This window comes from Streptomyces sp. NPDC127177, assembly GCF_042672475.1.
Classification (GTDB): Bacteria; Actinomycetota; Actinomycetes; order Streptomycetales; family Streptomycetaceae; genus Streptomyces.
The window spans coordinates 534,488-555,046 of the sequence record NZ_JBHXUW010000001.1; the positions used below are offsets into that span (position 1 = coordinate 534,488).

The following is a 20,559-nucleotide window of genomic DNA, read 5'->3' on the forward strand; positions in this document are numbered from 1 at the left end:
GCGGCGTCACCGGAGTGACACGTACCGTCAGCTCTGGGACCCTGCGCTGGAATTGGGGTCGGAGCGGTGGGCCCCGGGGGTGGGGGAGACGCATCCTTCGATGGGCGACGCCCGGTATCCGAGAGACCAATGGAACACCCGTCGCGCAGGCACACCACCCCCTCGAAATCTGTGTGCGGACTGCCGCCTCGACCATCAGCGCCCTGGCCGGGGCGACACCCAGGCGCTCGCAGGCTATGGCGAACAACACCGGCTCCGGCTCGCGGGTCCTCCTCGTAGAAGCGTCCGACCGTGCCCGGGCACGGGAGCAGCCGGCGGATTCGAGCGGCACACGGATCCCCCGTCGCACTCACCACGCCGCGGGTCGACCCGTCTGCGGTGAGCCTCTGCAGGACACCGACCGCACTTCTCTCCGGACAGCTCAGGCGGCACGTCCGCACGGCCGTTGGCTTGATCACGTGCGCCTTGGTCGGAGCACAGCATCAGGCAAAGCTGTTCCCCAGGACCGAGGAATCCCAGTTGAGCGATTCAGCGGCAAACGCCAATCGAGGACGGAAGGCAAGGAACAGGATTAGGACGCCGAGCAGGTCCACGACGAAGATCAACGTCGATCCTCCGGAATCAGCGGGGACGGGGGTCTGGCTGCCGTAGGAGAGGTTTGCCGGAATCGCCGCCACCCGTATGCGCTACCGACGTCTGGCTGGGCGATCAGGTTCGGGTACCTCCGAAGAACCCCGGTTCGATGCCGTCGAATTGCAGGCAGGAGTCGCAACTCAGGCCCCATGAGTTTGGCCATGGGCACTGCTCGACGGCTGGGCGTCAGCAGGTCGTGGCGGGGTCTCGGCTGACCACAGCGGCGGAACGAAGGACAGTCTCTGCCGAGCGTTCAGCACGGAGACTTCGGGGCGCCAAGCATCCCACTCGGCCGCGCCGGAGGAGCCGCGCGGGCGTTAGCCTTCCCCGGTGACAGACACCATCGTCGACGCGCCCGACGCCTGGCGCATGCTCGCTTCAACCCGTGACGTCGAGCGTAAAGTGGGGCTCTCGTGGCTGTCCGGGCTTGGCTTCAACCGCGCGGCACCCGTGGACGTCCTCCTTGACCTCCTGGACGCCGACGAGCCCGGTCTCTTGTGGCGGGAGGACCTGCCCCCCGACGTCCTGGACGCGGCGGTCGTCCACACCTCAAGGCGTGTACGTGCCATCGCCGCCGAATGCGGCCACCTTTCCGAGGACCAGTGGGAGCAGCTGATCGCCACCGCGCAGAGCCCGCGCGACCGAGAGCTGCTGACGGAATTCGCAGACGAGAATCTGGCAGCACGACGGCTCTCGCGCGGCGGCCGTGGCACCGGACGCGCTCCGCACCCCGACGCCACACCGCCTGCGACCCCCGACGAGATCGCGGCCGCAGCCGCTGAGGTACCCGATATCGATCCGGGCGGCCAGACGACGGCGCTGTGGTGGATCGGTGCCCTCCACGAAGACGCCGAAGCCATGCGCCAACTCGCGGCTTCGCCGAAACCGCTCGTGCGTCGCAGCGTAGCGCGAGCTGCGCACCTGCCCGAGGATGTGGCCGCCTTGCTCGCTCGCGATGAGGACCGCGTTGTACGGCTGTTTCTCGCCGAATCCTGTGACGATGCCCCGCCGGAGATGCTCCTGGAGGTCGCATCATGGTGGGACGGCAGCCTCTCCTTCCCGGGACGGCCGCGCAGCCACCCGAACTTTCCGCGCGACGGCCTGCTTCGCTACGCAACCGATCCGAACCCGCGCCTACGGGCACTCGCACTCCACGACCCCACTGCCACGGATGCCCTGATCGAGCAGTTGAGCCTGGACGCAGACCCGCTCGTTCGCATGGCCGCCAGCGAGGACCGCCGGCTCTCGTCGGACTCGCTGCGACGGCTCACTACCGATCCGGACCGGGGTGTGCGCTGGCGGGCCTGGAGGAACCCGTCCCTGCTGCCGGATCTGCTCGTGAGACTCCTTCTCGACGCCCACAGCGCCGAATACGCTGCCCACAACCCTCTCATCCCGATCCCCGTCATGCGCCACATGGTCGCCGTCGGGCGAGGTTTCTCAACGTCACAGGCTCGATGAGCCAGCGACGTAGCCGCAACCCGCACCCTGGTATTGCGTGCACCGGACCGCACGGGCTTGACAGATCAGATTCCACATAATGATCCGGTTGCCATGACCTTCCACGGCGCCGGAGTTCCAGGGCAGTGCGAGGCCGGCGATGACGGCGTCGAGGTCACGTTCGAGGTGCTGGGCGAAGGGTCGGAGGCTGGGTAGGTCGGTAGTGGAGGTGGCGGCTTCGATCCAGGTCGGCAAGCGGTCGCCCTGGAGGCGAGCAACCATGTGGCCGAAGGAACGCACGTGCTCGGAGAGTGCCGTCGGTTCGGGGCAGTTGGCCAGGACGGCCTTGAGCTGGAGTCGGGCGCCTTCGGGCGGTGAGGGGCCAGCGCGTGACGGTGCGGGCCGACGGCGTGCGGGGGGCCGATCGGTTGCGGGCTTGCCGCGAAGATTTCTGCTGACGTAGTCGCGGACGCTGGCGTAGCCGCAGGGATGGCCCTGTTCCTTGATCTCCTCCCATAGTCTCCAGGCATTGGTGCAGCCTTCCTGCCACCGCTGATCGAGGTAGGGCTTGTAGGCGTCGAGCCTGTTCGCACGGTTTTGCCACTGACCGGTGAACATCTCCTCCGGGGTGGCGCGGGAGAAGCTCCTCAACAAGACCATCGCCTGCTACGTACGTGTCGACCCCTCTGCATCGACGAGCTCGGCCAGATGGAACAGGACCGTCGCGGCTCCGAACTCCTCCTTCCACGTCCTGACCGAACGGGGGGAGAAGAACAGCGTCGCCACCGCCTCCAACGAGTCCTTCGGCGGCTGGACCAAGACCTTCACCGACCCCCGCCTCTGCGCGGCCGTCGCCGACCGCCTCACCTTCAACGGCGCCGTCATCGAGACCGGCACCGACTCCTGCCGGCACCCCACCACCCGCGCACGGGCCGAAGAGCCAGCCAAGGCCGACTGAGTTCAGGGCGACCACACGTAGGGCGTCGTGGTGGTGACTGCGTGCAGGCCAAGGCGGGTAAGGATTGGGGCACTGTCACTTGAGGCGTCGACGTATAGATAGGGGACATTACGGTCAGCGGCGAGTCGGGCTCGGTGGGCGACCATGGCCCGATAGATGCCCTGCCCGCGCCATTCCTTGAGCGTAGAGCCGCCCCAGAGGCCGCCGAAGTCGATGCCGTCCTTGAACACCAGCCAGGCGGCGCAGACGACTTCGGTGCGTGCCTCGGCGACGAGGACGACGGTGTTCTCTGGGGCGTTCTCGATCCGGGCGGCCAGGTCGTCGGCGAGCCAGCTCCAGTCCTCGCCCCAGACGGCGCTCTCCATAGCGCTGATGCGCTGAAGGTCCGATCTGGCGGTGACACGACGGATCGTCACGCCGTCGGGTAGGACGGGGTCTGCGGCCAAGGCTGCGGACTGCCCGATGAGCACGGTCTCGCTGTCCTCGGCGACGAAGCCGGCCGCTGTGAGTCGGTCGGTGAGGTCGGCCGGAAGATCATGGGCGCGAGTCTTCCATTCGATCGCCTCACCACGGGCGGCGTAGAAGTCACGCTGCCGCGCTATGAGCGTGTCGAGTTCTGCCCCGCGCACGCCAAGGTCGCGTGGGCCCGTGACAAAGCCACGGTGCCACCCGACGACACGGGTCAACGGGCCGTCATTTTCGATGCGCGTACTGCCGCCAGGCGGGGTGACACCACGGAGCTGGGCGTCATAAGCGGTGCGGAGTTCGTTAATCAGAGCGTCGTTCATCCGAACACCGTACGGACCGGGTCAAGTGATTAAGAGCCTGTCGACACCACGCGAACATTAAGGCGGCGACCGTCCTTTCGGCTGGGCGGAGGACGAGGAGAGCGAGCTGGATCAGAACTGCGTGACCGTCCACCACCAAGGACCCAGGTTCTTCCATCACGTCAACCCGCGGATAGCTCTCCGGGAGATCGACTTTCTCCACAGGCTCGCCGACTCCGTTCAGTCCCCGGGCACCTGACGAACCATCGACCGAGCACGTCGCCGGCTAAGTTCTTCGGGCTGCTCCGCACTCGAAGTCAAGCTCTTTGCGGTACAGCCCTCAGCCGACGGGGCATGTTGATCATGCCCGGTCACGTCGGTACCGCCCCGTGTCGCTGGCCTCGTCAGCCGGTGGCAGTCCGCTATTCCAGTGCCAAGTAGCTCCAGCGCAGGCCTTGCCGTCCATGCGGGTCTTCACGCTCGCTGACGTGCACGACACTCAGACCGTGCATCCGGGCGAGCTCGATCGTCTCGTGTGCCGACACCTTGAACATCCGCCGCCCGGCCGGGACGGGGCCATGCCGCAGGGAGAGGACCACACGTCCCCTGGGGGCAAGCATGCCGGCGATGCTCTCCATCGCCAGCGACCGCTGACGTCCGTCCAGATGCATCCACACGGCGGTCAGAAGAATCAGGTTGAAACGTTGCCCGCGGCTGCGGAGCACCCTCATCTCGGGCAGTGAGTCGTCGACCCATTCGATATCCCGGTCGGCATGGATGTGTTGACCAAGCGCGCGAAGTTCCGCAGTGGGCTCAGCGGCGACGACCACGTGCCCCTGACCGGCCAGTGCAGCGGCATCGCGGCCACTGCCCGCGCCGATGTCGAGGATCGCGCCGGGCTGAGATGGGAACAGGTGCAGTACGTCGCGATGGACGTCGGCGAAGGAGACGCTCTCGTACTGCTCGACGAGCGCGTCGGCGGCTGCGCCATAGCCAGCGGTACTGGCCAGGGCCTTCGGATCGATCACTCGTACAGAGTAGCGACCAGTCGCTGACGGCCTGATCTCCAGGCATTCGGACAGTTCCAGTGCCCGACTCCACCGCCTCGTGCGCTCGAGTCCGCCGTCCCCCAGCTCCAGGCGCCGACGGAGGTGCTCCTCAAGGCGTGCCTCGTGGGCGTCGACTGGCAACTCCTCTGTCCCAGGCCCCGAAGACGCGGACCCGTTCAGATACAGGATCGGTGACTTTGAGAGCGGCAGATCCCCGAGACCATCATGCGGCTGCGCCAGCGCGGAGTGGCCATCTCGCCCGAGGAGAAGGGGGCGATCACCTTTTCTCCCACGACCGCAACAACCTACGACACTTCGGTGCCACGCTTAACGCGGCTGCTATCGAGGCTCGTCCTGGCGTCGTCCTTGAGATCCTCATGCCGTTGATCGACGAGGGGGCGACGCAGATCACGTAGACGCGTACATCGAAGACATGGAGACGATCCGTGCCAGTGTGCCCCGGACCGGGGCTACGCCACCGCCCGTATGGCTCAGCTCGCCCCCGAGCGGGAGCCCTCCAGGAGCACCACGCTGCGCTGCCCCGCCTGCGGCAAGTGGGCCGTGGTCGGGAAGGTGGATGAGAGCCACTGTCGCCTCTGCTCCACCCCTGGGAGTGCGACACGCTCTTCGTTAACTGTGCGGTCGGCGTGCCCGGAATGTCGGTGAAGGGCCTCCTTGACCAGCACAGGGCGCCCAGGTCCTCCCGGAGTGCCAGAGCAACAGCCTGTTCACGAGGTGTACCTGGCCGACACGCCGGACGAGCACGCTCCTTCTGCTTCAGTTGCGCGAGGGCCTTCGACGGCCTCGATACGTGCACCCGCTGCACCCTGCTCTTCCAACTGGAAGGAAACGGCGATATGGGGTGCAGCGGCTACAGGGCCACAGCGCTCGCTTCCGACCGGCGCGGATCCGGTTCGAGCGTGTGGACGGCCGGTGCGGGTGCACGGCCCACTGCGGCCTGACGCCCAGCGGTCGCTGGCCGGCCATCCACGAGCAGATCCACCCGGACACTGGCTCTGTGGCCGGCCTCGCCACCACCCACCTCAACCACACGCCCGAAGACATGCGAGATGTTGGTACGGCGGGATAGCCGAACCCGGGGATTGCTTCCGTCCCGGCCTCGATACAAGAGCGGACAGGAGCAGCGCGTCGGCCAAGTACATCCTTCGTCTCAGGTCGTGCGCGGAGCGCTGTGCAGCAGGCCGTCGAGGAGGAGGCGGGTGATGGTTCGGGCCTCGTCCAGCCATCCCTCGCGCACGCGCATAGCGCAGATGCCGCCAAGGGCCCGCAGCAGTGTGGGGCCGGTGATGTCGTCGCGTACCGTGCCCGCTGCGGCGCCGGCATCGAGCATCCGGGTGAGAGCGTCACTCATGCGGGAGCGGGCGTCATCGAAGACAGGGGAGTCGCTCGCCATGATGCTCTCCAGTGCCACGGACATGCCCTTGCCCACAGCAGCGTGGTCCACGAGCAGCAACAAGAAGCGACGCAGGGCCTCCGCCGGAGCGTACTGACCCAGCAATTGATCGGGCGCTGCGCACAGGTCGTCGACCTCTTTGCGGTAGACCTCCTCGATCAGTGCGTCGCGGGTCTCGAAGTGACGGTAGAGCGTTCCGACGGCCACCCCGGCGCTGCGGGCGATGTCCTCCACGTGCGCATCGGTGTCACCGTCGAGGAACGCCTCGCGGGCCGCGGTCAGCAGCGCCTCGCGGTTGCGCTGCGCGTCGCGGCGCAACGGGCGTGATGCCATCAAGGAAACCTCCTAAGGTGAGTCCGACTCCGTTTAGGTGTACATTTTCCGGAGTCAGGTTCACTTTACTGAGGAGGTCCCCCATGCCGAACACCGACAAGGGTTTGGACGGCCTGCGAGTGCTGGTCACCGGTGGCAGCCGAGGGCTGGGTGAGGCGGCCGTACGCCGGTTCGTCTCCGGTGGCGCGACCGTGCTGACGGCCTCCCGTACGCCGCCCGCCACAGACAGTGGCGCCGAGTTTCTCGCGGCCGACTTGTCTACGGAGCAGGGCGTGGCCGACCTCGGGCGCCGCGTCGTCGAGCACATGGGTGGCGTAGACGTACTCGTGAACAACGCCGGTGCAGCGAGCGCGCCGGCGCCGACCCTGAGCCGGTCGGACGCGTCCTGGCAGGCTGATTTGGAGATGAATCTCCTGAGCGCGGTGCGCCTCGACAGGGCCTTGGTGCCGGGAATGGTCGAGCGCGGATCCGGCGTGGTGGTGCACGTCTCCTCGATCGCCAGCCAGTTGCCCCAGCGCACCGAGGCGTCCTACGCCGCCGCCAAGGCCGCGCTGAACACCTACAGCCGGGAACTGGCCACAGAGGTTGGTGAGCACGGCGTGCGTGTGGTGTGTGTCCTTCCTGGCTTCGTCGTTACCGACGGCGCGACCGCCCACCTGCGCCACATGGCCGAGAAGCAGGGCGTGACTACCGAAGAGGTCACCCAGCAGATCGTGGACCACCTGAAAGTCCCCCTGGGCCGCCCCGGAGACCCCGAGGACGTCGCCGAGATGATCGCCTTCCTCGCCTCCGACCGTGCGAAGTGGCTCACCGGCGCACAGTTCCGAGTCGACGGCGGCATCCTCCCCACTGTCTGAAGCCCACCAGCACGAAGAGCAGGACCACAGCATGCCCATCACCCTCACTTCTGTGATCATCGATGCTGCCGACATCGAGACGGAAGGCGCCTTCTGGCACCGTCTTCTCGGCGGCTCTGTCCACCGCACACCCACGCATCGCTTCATCCAGGCTCCCGGCCTGCCGGTGGTCGTCGTACAGTCGGCCCCCGGGCATGTCGCTCCGAGCTGGCCCGACGGGACATCTCAGCAGATGCACCTCGACTTCGGCGTCGACGACCTCGCAAGCGCCGACCGAACGGCCACCGAGTCGGGCGCCATCCGCCTGCGGCCGACCGAGGCCGCAGACGACCACACCGGCAGCTGCGTCTATGCCAGCCCGGCCGGGCACCCCTTTTGCCTTCGCGCAGCCTGAGAAGCCGTTGTCATACCGACCTTGTTGGGGGCCAGTTCGAGGGCGTTGACTCGGTCGCGTGATCTTCGGATCCGGCAGGCACGAAGGCGGGGTCTCCTGTCCAGCTCGGGATTGTCGAAGTCCGAACGACCTGAACAGGTGGCCCTCTTGTCGCAGTCTTATGGGCCTGTGCCGGTGCGGTCCAACTGGGTTGCCCGGTCGTGTGATTGCCTCGCTCACCGGTTCGGGAACGCGGGCGACCACCCAGGCCGCGAGCCTCGGATATGTCGGACGCGGAGTGGGCGATCGTGCGGGACGCGATGCAGATCCCGCGTGGATGAACGGCAAGGGCGGTCAGCCGGAGTGCTACTGCCACCGTCAGATGTTGGATGCCATGCGCTACCTGGGCGCCGGCGGGATCACGTGGCGGGCCATGCCGGGCGACTTCCCTGTGTGGGAGCGCGTCTACGCGTTCGCCGCGCTGGGGTGCGCAGGGGCGGCTGGCCGAACTGCACGACCGGCTGCGCGGCCTGGTACGCGAGGAGGCCGGCCGCGATCCGGAGTTAACCGTCGCCATCGTCGACTCGCAGTCGGTACGGGCCGCGGCCACCGTGCCCGCGTCCTCAAGGGGATACACCGCGGGAAAAAAGTGCCGGGGCACAAGCGCCACATCGTGGTGGACTGCCTTGGCCTGCTCGCGGGCGTGTGACCACCGCGAGCGTCCAGGACGCCACGCGGCCGCGCCGCTGCTGAAACGTGTGCGGGACCGCCGTAGGAAGATCATGCTGGTGTGGGCCGACGGCGGCTACGCCGGCCGCCTGGTCGTCTGGGCGAAGGAGAAACTGCAGTTCACCGTGCAGATCGTTAGACGCTCGGACGACGTATCGGGGTTCGTGGTGCTGCCGAGGCGATGGTGCGTGGAGCGGACGTTCGCGTGGTTGTTCCGCTCGCGCCGCCTGGTACGGGATTACGAGACGCTGCCCGCCGTCCACGAGTGGATGGTCATGTGGTCGATGGCCATGCTTATGAGCCGCAGGATGGCCCGTCGGCGAGCGTGAACCGGCCCGGGGCCCGATACGTTGTCGCGTTCACAGAGCAGATCATGCCTGATCAGGTTGTGGTCTGCATCGATCGGAGACAAGGGGTGGCCGGTAAGCCCGCAGTCAGGCCGCCAGATACCGTTGGTCGAGCCAACGGCACACGAACGCTGCCACTTTGGCGGCCGACATACCGCTCGTCTCGACGACGAGGTCGGGTTTGGTGGCCTGCTTGGGCAGGCTGTTCTGATGCAGTGAAAGGCCGACCGGATGAGCGTGGCGGCGCTGGCGGTCAGCCAGCGGCTCGTCGGTGACCGAGAGTTCGATGAAGGCGACCCGGGCCAGCCCCCGTGCACGCAAGTCGAGGAGTCGGCCTTCGAGGTCCGTGTTGACGACGGGCTCGAACGCCTGGCCGTCGACGATTACACCGACGCCAGCACTGAGAATTCCCACGATTCCCGCGTTCATCGCGCGGAGCATGGCAATGGCGTCGGCACCATTGTTGATCCGGCGCGCCCCAGGCATGGACGGAATTTCCTGGTAGGTGAAACCGCGTTCTGCGAATCGGGCATGTGCAACGCCACCGGCCCACTGCCCGGGAACCATTCGGTAAAGCTCGTCCACTCCAAAGCGCAGCAGGGGCTGACGGGCGTGCTCCTGGATGGCGGCCGTCAACGTCGATTTCCCGGCGGCGGAAGGCCCGGTGATCACGACGCACAGTGGGGGCTGGCCATCCATAGAGAGCTTCCCTTGTCTCGATGCTTATGAGCCGCAGGACGGCCCGTCGGCGAGGATGAACCGGCCGGGGCGGGCTCGGCTGCCCAGCCGCGGTCCGTAAGGCGCTTCATCTTCGACCGTACCCCTTCCACGGTGGCCGGGCTTTGCGGCGTGGCGTCTCCGGCTGGCCAGGGATGGCGGGGGATCGTGAGGGCATGGTCTGTATCCCGTCGGCTGACATGAACTGCGTCGGCCAGCGGTGCGAGAGCCCGGATCCAGACTCATCCCTGAGGTTGTGTGGGGCTGCCATACCCTGAGCGAGGCCGAGATCGAAGATCTCAAGCGGAAGTACTGGCCCAGCAGAGCCGCCAGGAGGCCGGTGGTAGGAAGCCTCACGCAAGATTCGGTGACAACGCTCAACTTTCTTTGCGAGAGGTCAGCCGAGTTTTGTCGACGGGTGTTGGCCTAGCAGTGATAGCCATCTGGACATTCAGCGAGCAGTACGCCGAAGATCCAGAAGAAGAGGACCGGCACGCTGGTCACCGCTCCCATGATGGCGAAGCGCCGCCGCGCCTGCCGTTGGCCGCAGGTGAGCGCCACCGCGAACCCTACGGCAGGCGCGACCACTGCACTACCCAGAGCAGACAGCGCGAGTATTTTGCCGAACTCCTCCCGCACCTGCGGAAACCCCACCGCAAGAGCAACGGCAGGAGTTGCCAAGATGAGGGGAGCAGTCACCCACCACCACGACAACCCTGTGATCACTCGATCCACCGTGGAGGGCATCCGGTGCTCGGACGGCACATTGCCGAAGTGCGGGTCAGGACCGGCACCGAGGGATGGCATGCCCGAATTGTAGCCCGGGTCTGTCGAACGAACGGTGTAAATCGGGTTGTTGGAGTTACTGACGGGCAGCAGAGAGCTGTTCGTCGAAGGTGATACCGAATGCGTTCAGCACGATATTTCAGCACATGGTCCAGCGGGCTTGGTCCTTGACGGTCGGGTCCAGCGACCTGATCGCCATATAGACGCTCTTCAGTGCGGCCTGCTCGTTCGGGAAGTGGCCGCGGGCCTTGACCGTGCGTGGGATTCGCGCGTTGACGGACTCGATCGTGCTCGTGCTGCAGACGATGCGGCGGATCTTGGTGTCGAAGCGGAGGAGCGGTGTGAACTCGTCCCACGTGTTCTCGACCTGCGCGGTGGTGTGCTGGAACAGTTCGGTCAGGTGCAGGCGATCGGCGGCGGGCGGGGGAGGAGCGCAGGAGCGGCGGCGGGGCGAGTCAGGCCAGGACGTCGTCGGCGAACAGGGCGGCGTTGGCTGTTTCTTGGGGGTCGACGCGGTGGTCAGTGCGTGGTGTGGGGTGGGGTGGTCGCCTCGGGAGGTGTCGCCGTCGACGATGTCGTCGTGCGGGAGAACCGTTGCGTGCCGGATCTCCAGCGCGCGGCGTGGGCGGGTCGTTGCGCCGGATCGTGGTGTCGGCGTTCAGGGTGTGTGGAGGGGAGGGGTGTGTTCGGGCTGTCGGGGCCTTGATCGCGACGGTTTTGGCCTTGGGGGAGTGTTAAGGCTGCCGTGGTTCAGTGGCGCCTCGCCCGTGAGCTGGGACTCTGCGCGTGCAGGTGCCCGTGTACGGGCAGGCTGTCAGGCCGGTCTGTCGGCTGCGCGCTCAGTGTTTCTCCTCTCGTTGCTCTGCCGTGTCGGATGAGAGCCGGACGTCGCCCAGGTGGCGTCCGGCGGCGGTCAGCGGTTCAGCAGAAGCTTCTCTGCCTGGTAGCGCAGTGCCTGCGGGGCGGAGGGCCGGGCTGGGGTGAGTGCGAGTTCGCGGGGCTTGATCGCTCTCACCTGACGAGGAGTGCGTCTCCGCGTACGCCCAGGTGCGCCCACGGGCCGGCCAGGTGGCCTTCGGGCAGCGGCCAGTGTGAACCGATGGCCGAGTCGGGCTCGGTGCTGGGCAGGATGGGGCTGAGGACCTCGTCGGCAGTGGCGGGGGATCGGTCTGTACGAGAGCCGGCCCCAGGTGCTCGATTGCCTCACGGGAGGTGGCCCGTACGCCTCGATCGTGGCTGCGCCGGGCTGCTGATCCGTGCGGAAGAGTGTGAAGACCCGGCCGGGCGTCACCGGTGCGGGCGAGGTCGGGCAGGAGGGGAGCGTCGGAGTCGTCGGTGAAGGCGCGGTTAGTGACGCTCTGGGCAGTGCCTGTTCCGGAACATCTGCGGGGGAGTGCACTTCGTCAGGCCGGATCCCTGCTGTACCTGTCCGCCGGGGGCAGCGCCGGTGGCCATGGCCATGGCCACGGCCTTGCTCGCGGGCGGGCAGTGCACGGTGAGCTGGTCGCCTGCAAGCTGAATGTCGTGCAGTACGGGGCCCGTGCTGGAGTAGTGACCGGCCTTGGGGCCGTCAGTAGAGCCGGCGGAGTGAGCTCCTCGCTACTCGCAAGGATCCATGCGGGGCAGGTCGCGGTCGGTGACCGTCTCCAGGTCTTGCTGCCAGGCGATGAGGGTGCTGTCGGTCGGCAGGGGCATGGCGTTTTCCGCAGGGGGGTCAGGCGGCCGGGCCTGGCCAGGGGGTGTCGGTGTCGACGGGGGCGGTGTAGTCGATGCCGGGTACGGCGAAGCCGTACAGCCGCTGGACCTCGGAGTGGAACCAGTCCAGGTCGGCTAGGTCGGTGATGGTCTCGGTGGTGGCGCGGTTCCAGCGGTCGGTGACGGCTTCCTGTACGGCGGGTGCGAGTTCCCACAGGTCCAGGCGCAGGCGGCCTTCGTCGTCGAGGGTGAGTGGGCGGGCGCCGGTGAGCTGGTCCCACAGGTCGGCGAGCTGGCCGATCGGGGGGACCATGTCCGGGCCCAGCACGCCGCGCAGAAGCCCGACATACAAGGCGATGCCGGGGATGGCGGTCGAGGACTGGGTGACGGCGGCCCCGTTGACGGAGGTGAGAGCGCGGCCGCCGACCAGCTTGTCCAGGTGCTCGTTGAGGGTGCGGGCGGTGGCTTCGAGGTGAGCCTTGGCCGCACCGATGGTGCCCTGGCGGTAGATGCCCGCGGTCAGTGGTGAGCCGATGTAGGAGAGCGCGGCGGTGGAGAAACCGTCGGCGAGCAAGTCCCTGCCGGCGAGATGGTCGATCCACCGTTCCCAGTCCGCGCCGCCCATCACCGCGGTGGTCTGCTCGATGTCGTCGTCCTGGGCGGGGGCGGTTTCCACCTCGGTCACCTGAGGGCCGGTGCCGGTGCCGGCACCGGCCCTCAGGTGAGGGTCTTCGTTGTGTAGGGGGCGCCGATCGGCTTGAGGACGGAGGCGTAGGTGGTGCCGGTGTCCGGGTCGGTGCGTCGAGGAGCGGCCACCGAGTAGATCAGGTGGTCCAGGCGCCCGTAGCGCTGCTTGAGGAGATCGGATACCTGGTCCTTCATCGCGTCCGAGAAGGCATCTCCGTTGAGGAAGACCATGTCGTGGCCGTGCTCGCGGGCCAGATCGGCGGTGGCTGCGGTGCGGTACCAGCCGGCGGTGCCGGTGCGCCGGCCGGGCGCTTTCTCGAAGCACACCCCGATGCCGCGGATTCCGGTTCGGGCGAGCCCGGCGATCGTGGCGGCGAGCCCGTATCCGGCGGACGAGCCGATGACGAGCGCCACCGGCGCCTCTCTGTGGGGCGGGCCTGCGGGCACGGCCTGCCACATGTCATCCACCAGCTTCCGGCAACCGGCCGGGTGGGAATCCAGGAAGAGGAAGCCGCGGTTCTTGGGGGCGATGACGCGTTCGTTCACGATCAGGTCCTTGGGGTCGGTTCACAGGAGTGGGGCAGCGGAGCCCATGAGCTGGACCACCGCGTCCTGCAAGTCTGCGACCGTGCGGATACGGGCGGTGGCCTCATCCGGCACAACGATGACCAGCCTGCCTTGGAGGGTTTCCACCAGTTCAAGGAGCGGGAGGCTGTCCACGCCCAGATCACGCTCCAACAGTGCGCCGCGGCGGGAGCAATCCTCCCGGGGCCGGCCCGTGACCCGGACCAGCGCCTCGGCCGTCACCCGGGCCGTGTCCACGCTCGTCGCTCCCGCCTCACGCCGTTGGTGCGGACGAGGCCACTCGGCCGAGAGCGATTTCCTGATGCGTGTACGGACCGACAAACATGATGCTCAGCCGCAGCCGTTTCACGTCGTCCAGGATCTTGTTCCGCATGACGCTGACGTCAGGTGCGCATAGGAGCTGAGCCTGGAGTGGGCCGTGCTCCAGGCCAAGGCCTCGTGGTGGGAGTGCAGGAAGTAGTGGTCGTCGCCGTCGAAGGGCACGCCGGCCGCGAGACCCCAGCTGCTCAGCTACCACCGGCCGCAGCGTGGTCTTGAGGGCTGCCCAGGATGACCATGCGCGATGGGTCCTGGGCGGGGTAGTCGGCGAGACCCGGCCGCACGTCTTCGCGATAGACCTCGTCGATCTGCGCGTCCGACAAGCGTCTGCGAATCTGCTGCGCCGGCGGTCGCCTGCAAGATCTCATTCATCGGCGGCACTCCTGCGCACGGCGGCAAGCCGGTCGGGTCCTGTGCTGATGATCTCTGCGATCCGGTCCCGGTCGTCGGCACTCAATGCGTCGCGTTCGGTCATGATCGGAGCGCGTTCCGCGCGCAGGCTCTGTGTCGTTTGTGGGTCCGGTGCCGTGCTGATGCGACTGCTGTAGGCCGCGATCACCGCGTTCAGCAGGCCTCGCGCCTGCTCGTAGACGTCCATCTCCGCAGCAGTCCACCGCGGCCTCTTCGCATCACCCATCACAGCGCCACCCCCGTAGGTCTACCAGTCCGTCAGTATCCCGACAGCCCTATCAGCAGGCCTTGTTGCTCATAGACTCGCACGTACGAGATATATTGCCTCTCCCGCCCCAGGAGGACCCGTGCCCCTTCAGCCGACCGTCTGGCACAAGAGCAGTTACAGCACCGACAGCCAGGAGGCCTGTGTGGAGGCGGCAGCCTTCCCGAAGGCCGACACCGTACTGATCCGGGACTCGAAAGACCGGAGCCTTCCCCCGCTGTCGATCTCCTGGACCGCATGGAGCGCCTTCTTGGATCCGCATCACCGGCGCGATCTGAACCGCCCGGGACTCACTGAACGACGGATGAGGCCGGGTCCGCACCGCTTGCCTCAGCGGTGCGGACCCGGCCTCATCCAATTGCGGGAGGACCCGTCACCGGGTGTGGAGGCCGTCATCCTGCCCGAGCGGTCCGGCCTGGCCCGGCGGGATGGCGGGCGGGCCGCCGGGTACGGCGAAGGACGGCCCAGTGCGGATGGGCGCCCGCCCACCCGGTGCATGGGCGGGCGGCGGCCCGGGGACGAGTAGCTGCTGGCGGCCTTCATGGTGTGGCGGGCCCACGGGCACCGGGGCGGCGTCGGGTGTACGGGCGGGGCTTGCGGCGCGCGGCGCCGAGTGTGCGAGGGCGACGATGACGCCGCCGGCCAGTGCGCCGGGCAGAGCCCACGGCGGGAGTCCGCTGCTCGCTGCCGCAGCAGTGGGACTGCTGTGCGTCGCCCGATCCGAGTCCGCCTTGGTGGGCTTCGGCTCGGCGGGGACATGGCCGGCCGGAGTGCCGGTGTCCCACGATTCGGTGGGCTGGGGCGCGACGCCGGTGCCGGTGTGGGCGGAGACGGTGAGCGGGAGGGTGTCGCCCTTGGTCTGGGTGGCGCCGCCGATGCCGACCTGGACGTAGTAGGTACCGGCCCGCTCGATCGCCTTGTAGTCGGCTGTCCCGATCATGCAGTCGGCGCTGAAGGTGCCGCCGCTCTGCGCTGTGGCATGGCCACGGTAGATCACCTCGGTGCCGTCGGAGCCACCTTCGCACAGGAAGGGCTGGCGGGTGGGGTCGTAGATCCGGACGCCGAGCCGCTCGTAGTGGGGGCCGGGGTCGTAGCCGCCGGGCACCTGGACCGACACCTTGACGTCCAGCCGCTGACCGGCCTTGAGGTTGATCTTCCAGAAGTGGAAGTCACCGACCGTCAGATCCCGCTTCACACTCCCGTCGATGGGGGTGCGTGAACGAGTAGCCCCCGGCGGTCTCCGTGGTGTCGGCGGCGTGCGCGGTGCCGGTGGTCAGGAGCGCGGCGAACGCCGCAGTGACGAGGAGGGCGGTGGGTGCGCGCATGATCAGGCTCCCCTGCGGCGGTTGCGGGTGATGGCGGATCGGATGGCCAGGGTCAGTCCGAACGTGGCCAGGGAGGCGATTGCGAGGGTGACGGGGCGGTCCAGGAGGAGGCAGCGGCCGCGGTCGTCTCGGCGGTGTCGCCGCGGTGGTGACCGACGGCCGGTCGGCCGGTGGTGTGGTGGGCTGTCCGGCCTCGGCGCCTCGGCCGAAGACGTTCGTGTCGGGTGTTCCGTCAGGCATCACGGCCTGGTCGGCGATGCCGACGGCCACCTCGACCGGCTCGGCATTGGCTGTCTGGACCTCGCTGTGGATCCGGGCGCAGACCTCAGTGCTGCCCTTCCCGGACGGGATCTCGTCCCATTTCAGGCGGTCGGACTGCACGCCGCTGGACATGACGTTGGACCACCGGTCCTCGACCGACGTCTCGGTCTCCCACAGGCCGGCCCGGCCGGGCAGTGACAACTGAGTGTTGACCGAGGTCGGGGTCTCCCAGGCGCCGGCCGGGATGACGGAGCCGGAGAACCGCGGGGTCCTGCCCAAAGGGAGGAACGTCGTCCCGTCTCCGGCGGTCAGGGCGGTGGTGGGCAGGACAGCGATCCGGGCGAGGTGTTGGCCGAACAGCAGGAGGAGCGCGCCGGCGGCCCGGACGTCGAGGTCGAGGCGGGTGTCGGTGAGGCACTGGTGGAGGAGGTTCCAGTGCCCGTACCGCCCGCGTCTCACGCACCTTCCTCTATCAAAACCAGCAGGCCAGAGCCCTGATCGAGCAGGCCACCCGCGCAAGCAGACCCCACCCCGCAGTCTCCAACAGCGGCAGCCGCGCCCAGCCCGGGAAGGAACGTGCACTCAACGCCGAAGACGCACTCACCCAGGCCCAGCGCGAAATCCGCACCCAGCGCACCCACATCGCAGAACTCCTCGGCAAGATCCGCGACCTCGAACACGACCTCCCCGAGGGCTCCCTCCAGCGCATCGTCACCGAGAACACCACGCTGAAGCAGCACGTACGACAGCTCACCCAGGACAACCAGCAGATTCAAGAGCGCCTGACCAGCGCCCGCCAGAACAACCGCTTCATGGACAAACGCATCGCCGACCTCGAAGCCCAACTCGCTCCGTACCTCACCATCCCAACCCCGCGCCCCTGACCCAGCCCCGGATCACTGCCAAACGGGACGGGCCCTGCCGACGACCGTCAGATCCAGTCGATGCCCAGCTCCTTCAGTGCGACCCGCTGTTCGGGGGTGAGTTTGTCCCGCCTCGCGCGGGTGTTGGAGACCCACACGCCCAACCTGACGGCTACCGGCTCGGTTTCGCCGTCGACCGTGATTTCCTCGGCGTGTCCCCTCGGCACAGGCCGTTGGCCTTCCCGTTCTACCCACTGGGTCAGGGCCGCCAGGCCGCGCTGGAACGCCTGCTGCGCCTTGCTCTGGCCCTTCGCCGCGTCCCTGGCCGCCGGGGCGGGAGACGATGCCGCAACGGGCTTGATGCCCAGCTTGGTCAGTCGTTCCTGTTGTTCGGCTGAGAGTTGTGTCCAGTTGCTCGCTTCTCTTTGCCGTGTGAGCCATCGTCCGATGTCGTCGCCGTCGAAGGTGACGCCGGGGTCGATGTGGGGCAGTACGCCGTCGGCGTCGACCAGGTCCGCGAGGACGCGTTGGTGGCGTTGCCAGTCGAGGGGCCAGGGGCAGTTCCAGTCCGGGTCGATCGCGGTCAGCTGCTGTGCGCGTTGCGCGGCTCGCCCGGGGTCTTTACCGAGGCCGTTTTTGCGGCGGAGGTTGGCGAGGAGCTGTCCGATGGCCAGCTGCTCGCCGTCCCCTTCGCCCCAGACAGCGTCCTGACGCGGCGCGAGGTGCCCGGTGGCCCGCTGGTAGGACCGGAGTGCGGCGAGTTTGTTCTCCCATGCTTCGTCGCCGGGCTCCCACACCATCCCGGCGTCGTCGAGGAGGTCTTTGCGGTGAGGATCGAGCTCTCCGGCCCGCAATGATTTCCGCTGCTGGTGCACCCATCGCCCCAGCGGAAACGCCTTCGTCGTGCCGGCCTTGGTCTCGATGTCATAGGGGACGGCGTGAAGGCCGGTGATCCCGTTCTCGGTGCGCCACCGGACTAGGGCCTGGTAGCCCTCCAGCCAGACCAGGGACTCGGGCCGGATGACGCGGCAGCGGGTCAGGGCGGCGATGTCAGCAGCGTCGCGGGGGAAGGCGAAGTTGACCACGATGGAGGTGACCCGGTCGACCTCCTGCTGCGCCTCGCCGGCCTCCGCGGGCATCTCCCCGTCCTCCGGGCTGGCCGCGGTCGCGGGGGAGGGGCGGACGTGGATGCGCTGGCGTTCGGTGCCGCGGGTCAGTGCGCGGGAGGCGAGCTGGTCGACCATGCGCTCCGAGTGCGAGCGCATGGCTTGGAGGATGTCGACCAGGGGCTGGTAGCTGGCCGAGGCGATCATGTCCTTCGGGTCCTCCCCGGGCTGCAGGAAGACGGGGATGATGATCCGCGCGGTCTTGGCCCGGCCGTCGAGGTTGGGGCGCAGGGCGCGTCCGATGTTCTGCACGACGTCGACCTGGGAGCTGCGCGAGCCGACGATGCACACGGCCTCGACCCCGCGCAGTCCGGTGATGTCGACCCCGACCCCGAGAGCGCGTACCGAGGAGAGGAACGCCCGGTGCACCCGCCGGTTCTGGGCGTCGATGCCGTTGGCGAACCGATGGATCACCGCACGCCGGTGCGCGATGGGATGGTCGCCGCACAGCCAGTCCGCCCACACCCGGTCCGCAGGCACGTGGCGCCCGTCCTCCAGCTCGTACAGCTTGGCGTCGATCGACGACGCGGGCAGCGACTCCGCACCGGCCAGCGCCGCCGCGGAGGCCTCAGCGGCATACAGCTCGGCGGCTGTGCGCGGCATCTGCCCGGCGAACGCCGCGGCTTCCTCGACCCGCTGGTGGAACACCATGGTGGTGTGCAGATTCTGCTGCGCCGCGTGCTCCAGCAGCGCCGCCTGGAGCAGGGCCATGCGCCGGCCACGCAGGGCGTCCTCGGACAGGCCCAGGACCGGGTCCGGGTCGCGGATCTCCAGCACGTCGATCTCGAACCCCGCAAGGATCGAGCGTTCCACCGCCTCCGCCAGACCGAGATCGAAAATCCGGGTGCCGTAGGTGCTGGAGTCGTCCTCCATCGACGCGACCACCACCTCCCGCCCGTCCCTGCCCCGCTGCGGCCGGGGCGCGGCGAGGATCCGCGGGGTCGCGGTCAGGTAGAGCCGGAAGTCGACAGGGATCCGGCTGTTGTCATGGATCGCCGCCCACGGCCGCCCCATGTCCCCGGCCGTCATGTGCCCCTCGTCCAGAATGGCCAGGTCAAACGGAGCCATCCGCTGCCCGTACAGCCGCTCTCCGCCCGCCAGAGCCGATTCCAACGGCCCCGGGACAGTCCCACGCCCAGAGACATCGGCGGGGTCCTCACGGTCCACGAGAGAGGCGTACGTAGCGAACACGACCACCGGCCCGGACCCCGCCCACAGCGCGAGCTGGATCGGGTTGGTGGTGGTGCGTACTCCGAGCTGCTCCAGGACCTCGTCCCTGTCCACCGAGCAGACCGCGACCATCGGCGCGCGATGCCCGACCCGCCGCCAGGACTGGGCACTCTGCACGACCAGGTCCAGCGTGGGCACCATCACCAGGATCCGCCCGCCCGGGAAGTACTCCAGAGCGCACGAAGCGCTGGTGATCGTCTTACCGGACCCGGTCGCGGACACCCCCATCGCACGCGCACCCTCCGGAGGCACGAATGATCTTGCAGGGAACCCGACCCAGTTACGAAAGCTCGACTTCTGGTCGACCTGGTGCTCCTTGAGCGGAACCACAAGCATTTCTAAGCCCTCCCCGATTCCTATTCCTGTGGTCCTTCGATGGCCGCGTGCGGAACGCAGGCCGCACCCGAACCGTTCTAGATCGACGCACCCGCCCTGCGCCAGCCGCCGGGCTTTCCGCCACGACCGCTGGCCTCGCCCAGCACCCGGCGCCGCGCCGCGCCGTGGTGTGTGGATGGGCGCGCGGCAGCACGGACTCCCGGACGAACCCCTCCAGCCGCCCCAGGTCCGCCCGTTCACGCTGCCCCACGTCCGGCGAAATGTGCGGCCAGCTCAGCCGACCCGCCCGATCGGCCGCCGTGCCGTGGCCAGCCCCGGCCCGCGATGCTCCCAGGGCCTCGCTCACCGCCATCACGCCTTCGTCCCAGCCGTCGTGAACACAGCACACCCGAGAAGCCGGCACCATGCCGTCCAGCTTCACCACCTTGCACTGCGCCCCGGCCACCAGGTCGTCCGCCTCGCTCGTGGGCACACCCGGCGCTCCAGGAGTGCGAACAGTCCCAACCGGGCGTCCACACCCGCAGGATGATGCGTCACCCGACGCATCAAATCGCTGCTCAGCGCGGAATCTGGTCCGGCAGATTCGTGGTGACCGGTCATCTAACCATTCTCTCGGAACTTAGGAGATTCCCGAGTGACTGGCGGGTGTCTCAGATTTCTGCCAACAATACATTCTGCATCTATCCGAGACAGCCACTACACTAGAACCCGACACGAACGAGCGACCCCTGATTCTCGTAGCCAGCCCGGCCCGCGCCAGCGGGCCGTTGGCCCTGGAGGCGAAGCCGGAAGGGTCGTTGGGCGGGGGAGCGCAGCGGACCGGCCCAACCCGGTGCAGAGCAAAGCGGAGAACCGATCAGGCTTTGCGCAGCAAAGTCCGGCCTGGAAGCGCAGCGGACAGGCCGTCACCACCCGGACGCAGTCCGGGTGGTGGGCACCTCGCGCAGCGAGGTGCAGCGCGAACCGCGGAGCGGGAGCGCAACCACCGGGCGCAGCCCGGTGGTTCGCTTGCCC

General features: G+C 68.1%; 18 protein-coding genes and 4 pseudogenes. 7 read left to right on the top strand and 15 right to left on the bottom strand.

Translation table 11 applies throughout. From position 1 onward, the window contains the following. Positions 1-575 precede the first annotated feature (575 nt). Positions 576-680: pseudogene (locus tag ACFVJX_RS02310) on the bottom strand (FKBP-type peptidyl-prolyl cis-trans isomerase); the annotation flags it as partial. A gap of 283 nt (positions 681-963) precedes the next feature. Here ACFVJX_RS02310 and ACFVJX_RS02315 point away from each other — a divergent pair. Next, positions 964-2,094: a hypothetical protein gene (locus ACFVJX_RS02315; protein ID WP_384124966.1), complete on the top strand. Its 1,131-nt coding sequence runs from the start codon at positions 964-966 to the stop codon at positions 2,092-2,094. On the opposite strand, the gene ACFVJX_RS02320 is transcribed toward ACFVJX_RS02315, so the two are convergent. Beyond that, complete coding sequence (locus tag ACFVJX_RS02320; protein ID WP_384124964.1) at positions 2,080-2,691, bottom strand: hypothetical protein; 612 nt, start codon at positions 2,689-2,691, stop codon at positions 2,080-2,082. The genes ACFVJX_RS02315 and ACFVJX_RS02320 overlap by 15 nt on opposite strands. Before the next feature lie 13 nt (positions 2,692-2,704). Here ACFVJX_RS02320 and ACFVJX_RS02325 point away from each other — a divergent pair. Then, positions 2,705-3,031, top strand: a pseudogene (locus tag ACFVJX_RS02325) (ATP-binding protein); the annotation flags it as partial. Positions 3,032-3,033: 2 nt separating this feature from the next. Here ACFVJX_RS02325 and ACFVJX_RS02330 read toward each other — a convergent pair. The 3 genes from ACFVJX_RS02330 to ACFVJX_RS02340 form a co-directional block, all read right to left on the bottom strand. Next, positions 3,034-3,819, bottom strand: a complete 786-nt coding sequence (locus ACFVJX_RS02330; protein WP_384124962.1) for a GNAT family N-acetyltransferase — start codon at positions 3,817-3,819, stop codon at positions 3,034-3,036. A gap of 401 nt (positions 3,820-4,220) precedes the next feature. Then, positions 4,221-4,826 (bottom strand): class I SAM-dependent methyltransferase, encoded by a 606-nt coding sequence (locus ACFVJX_RS02335; protein WP_384124960.1) that lies wholly within the window; start codon positions 4,824-4,826, stop codon positions 4,221-4,223. Between the two features lie 1,192 nt (positions 4,827-6,018). Then, positions 6,019-6,594: a TetR/AcrR family transcriptional regulator gene (locus ACFVJX_RS02340; protein WP_384124958.1), complete on the bottom strand. Its 576-nt coding sequence runs from the start codon at positions 6,592-6,594 to the stop codon at positions 6,019-6,021. Between the two features lie 83 nt (positions 6,595-6,677). Between ACFVJX_RS02340 and ACFVJX_RS02345 the strand changes: the two genes are divergently transcribed. From ACFVJX_RS02345 to ACFVJX_RS02360, 4 genes are all read left to right on the top strand, one after another. Beyond that, positions 6,678-7,451, top strand: a complete 774-nt coding sequence (locus ACFVJX_RS02345; RefSeq protein WP_384124956.1) for an oxidoreductase — start codon at positions 6,678-6,680, stop codon at positions 7,449-7,451. A 31-nt stretch (positions 7,452-7,482) separates the two neighbouring features. Then, complete coding sequence (locus ACFVJX_RS02350; RefSeq protein ID WP_384124954.1) at positions 7,483-7,845, top strand: VOC family protein; 363 nt, start codon at positions 7,483-7,485, stop codon at positions 7,843-7,845. Between the two features lie 373 nt (positions 7,846-8,218). Continuing rightward, the gene (locus ACFVJX_RS02355; RefSeq protein ID WP_384314328.1) at positions 8,219-8,533 is read left to right on the top strand and encodes a hypothetical protein; all 315 of its coding nucleotides are present in this window, start codon (positions 8,219-8,221) and stop codon (positions 8,531-8,533) included. Beyond that, positions 8,436-8,882, top strand: coding sequence for a transposase (locus tag ACFVJX_RS02360; protein ID WP_384124952.1), 447 nt, complete (start codon positions 8,436-8,438; stop codon positions 8,880-8,882). The genes ACFVJX_RS02355 and ACFVJX_RS02360 overlap by 98 nt, the downstream gene beginning before the upstream one ends. Positions 8,883-8,987: 105 nt before the next feature. Here the strand turns inward: ACFVJX_RS02360 and ACFVJX_RS02365 are convergent, their stop codons facing one another. The 6 genes and pseudogenes from ACFVJX_RS02365 to ACFVJX_RS02390 form a co-directional block, all read right to left on the bottom strand. Next, positions 8,988-9,599, bottom strand: a complete 612-nt coding sequence (locus ACFVJX_RS02365) for a chloramphenicol phosphotransferase (protein WP_384124950.1) — start codon at positions 9,597-9,599, stop codon at positions 8,988-8,990. A 444-nt stretch (positions 9,600-10,043) separates the two neighbouring features. Continuing rightward, on the bottom strand, positions 10,044-10,424 hold the full coding sequence (locus ACFVJX_RS02370; RefSeq protein WP_384124948.1) for a hypothetical protein: 381 nt from the start codon (positions 10,422-10,424) through the stop codon (positions 10,044-10,046). A 118-nt stretch (positions 10,425-10,542) separates the two neighbouring features. Then, positions 10,543-11,016, bottom strand: a complete 474-nt coding sequence (locus ACFVJX_RS02375) for a transposase (RefSeq protein WP_384314331.1) — start codon at positions 11,014-11,016, stop codon at positions 10,543-10,545. Positions 11,017-12,117: 1,101 nt separating this feature from the next. Next, a pseudogene (gene fabV, locus ACFVJX_RS02380) lies at positions 12,118-13,331 on the bottom strand (enoyl-[acyl-carrier-protein] reductase FabV). A gap of 21 nt (positions 13,332-13,352) precedes the next feature. After that, positions 13,353-13,607 carry a phosphopantetheine-binding protein gene (locus tag ACFVJX_RS02385; RefSeq protein ID WP_384124946.1) on the bottom strand — a complete coding sequence of 85 codons (255 nt, stop codon included), beginning with the start codon at positions 13,605-13,607 and terminating at the stop codon, positions 13,353-13,355. A 445-nt stretch (positions 13,608-14,052) separates the two neighbouring features. Next, on the bottom strand, positions 14,053-14,286 hold the full coding sequence (locus ACFVJX_RS02390; protein WP_384124944.1) for a hypothetical protein: 234 nt from the start codon (positions 14,284-14,286) through the stop codon (positions 14,053-14,055). Positions 14,287-14,446: 160 nt separating this feature from the next. On the opposite strand from ACFVJX_RS02390, the pseudogene ACFVJX_RS02395 reads away from it, so the two are divergent. Next, positions 14,447-14,608, top strand: a pseudogene (locus ACFVJX_RS02395) (DUF397 domain-containing protein); the annotation flags it as partial. Positions 14,609-14,737: 129 nt separating this feature from the next. Here the strand turns inward: ACFVJX_RS02395 and ACFVJX_RS02400 are convergent. From ACFVJX_RS02400 to ACFVJX_RS02415, 4 genes are all read right to left on the bottom strand, one after another. Next, positions 14,738-15,559: a hypothetical protein gene (locus ACFVJX_RS02400; RefSeq protein ID WP_384124942.1), complete on the bottom strand. Its 822-nt coding sequence runs from the start codon at positions 15,557-15,559 to the stop codon at positions 14,738-14,740. Further along, positions 15,534-16,409: a hypothetical protein gene (locus ACFVJX_RS02405; RefSeq protein WP_384124940.1), complete on the bottom strand. Its 876-nt coding sequence runs from the start codon at positions 16,407-16,409 to the stop codon at positions 15,534-15,536. The genes ACFVJX_RS02400 and ACFVJX_RS02405 overlap by 26 nt, the downstream gene beginning before the upstream one ends. Beyond that, the gene (locus ACFVJX_RS02410; RefSeq protein WP_384124938.1) at positions 16,406-16,795 is read right to left on the bottom strand and encodes a hypothetical protein; all 390 of its coding nucleotides are present in this window, start codon (positions 16,793-16,795) and stop codon (positions 16,406-16,408) included. Before ACFVJX_RS02410 ends, ACFVJX_RS02405 begins: the two co-directional genes overlap by 4 nt. 86 nt (positions 16,796-16,881) lie before the next feature. Then, complete coding sequence (locus tag ACFVJX_RS02415) at positions 16,882-19,545, bottom strand: Helicase associated domain protein (protein ID WP_384124936.1); 2,664 nt, start codon at positions 19,543-19,545, stop codon at positions 16,882-16,884. Positions 19,546-20,559 lie beyond the last annotated feature (1,014 nt).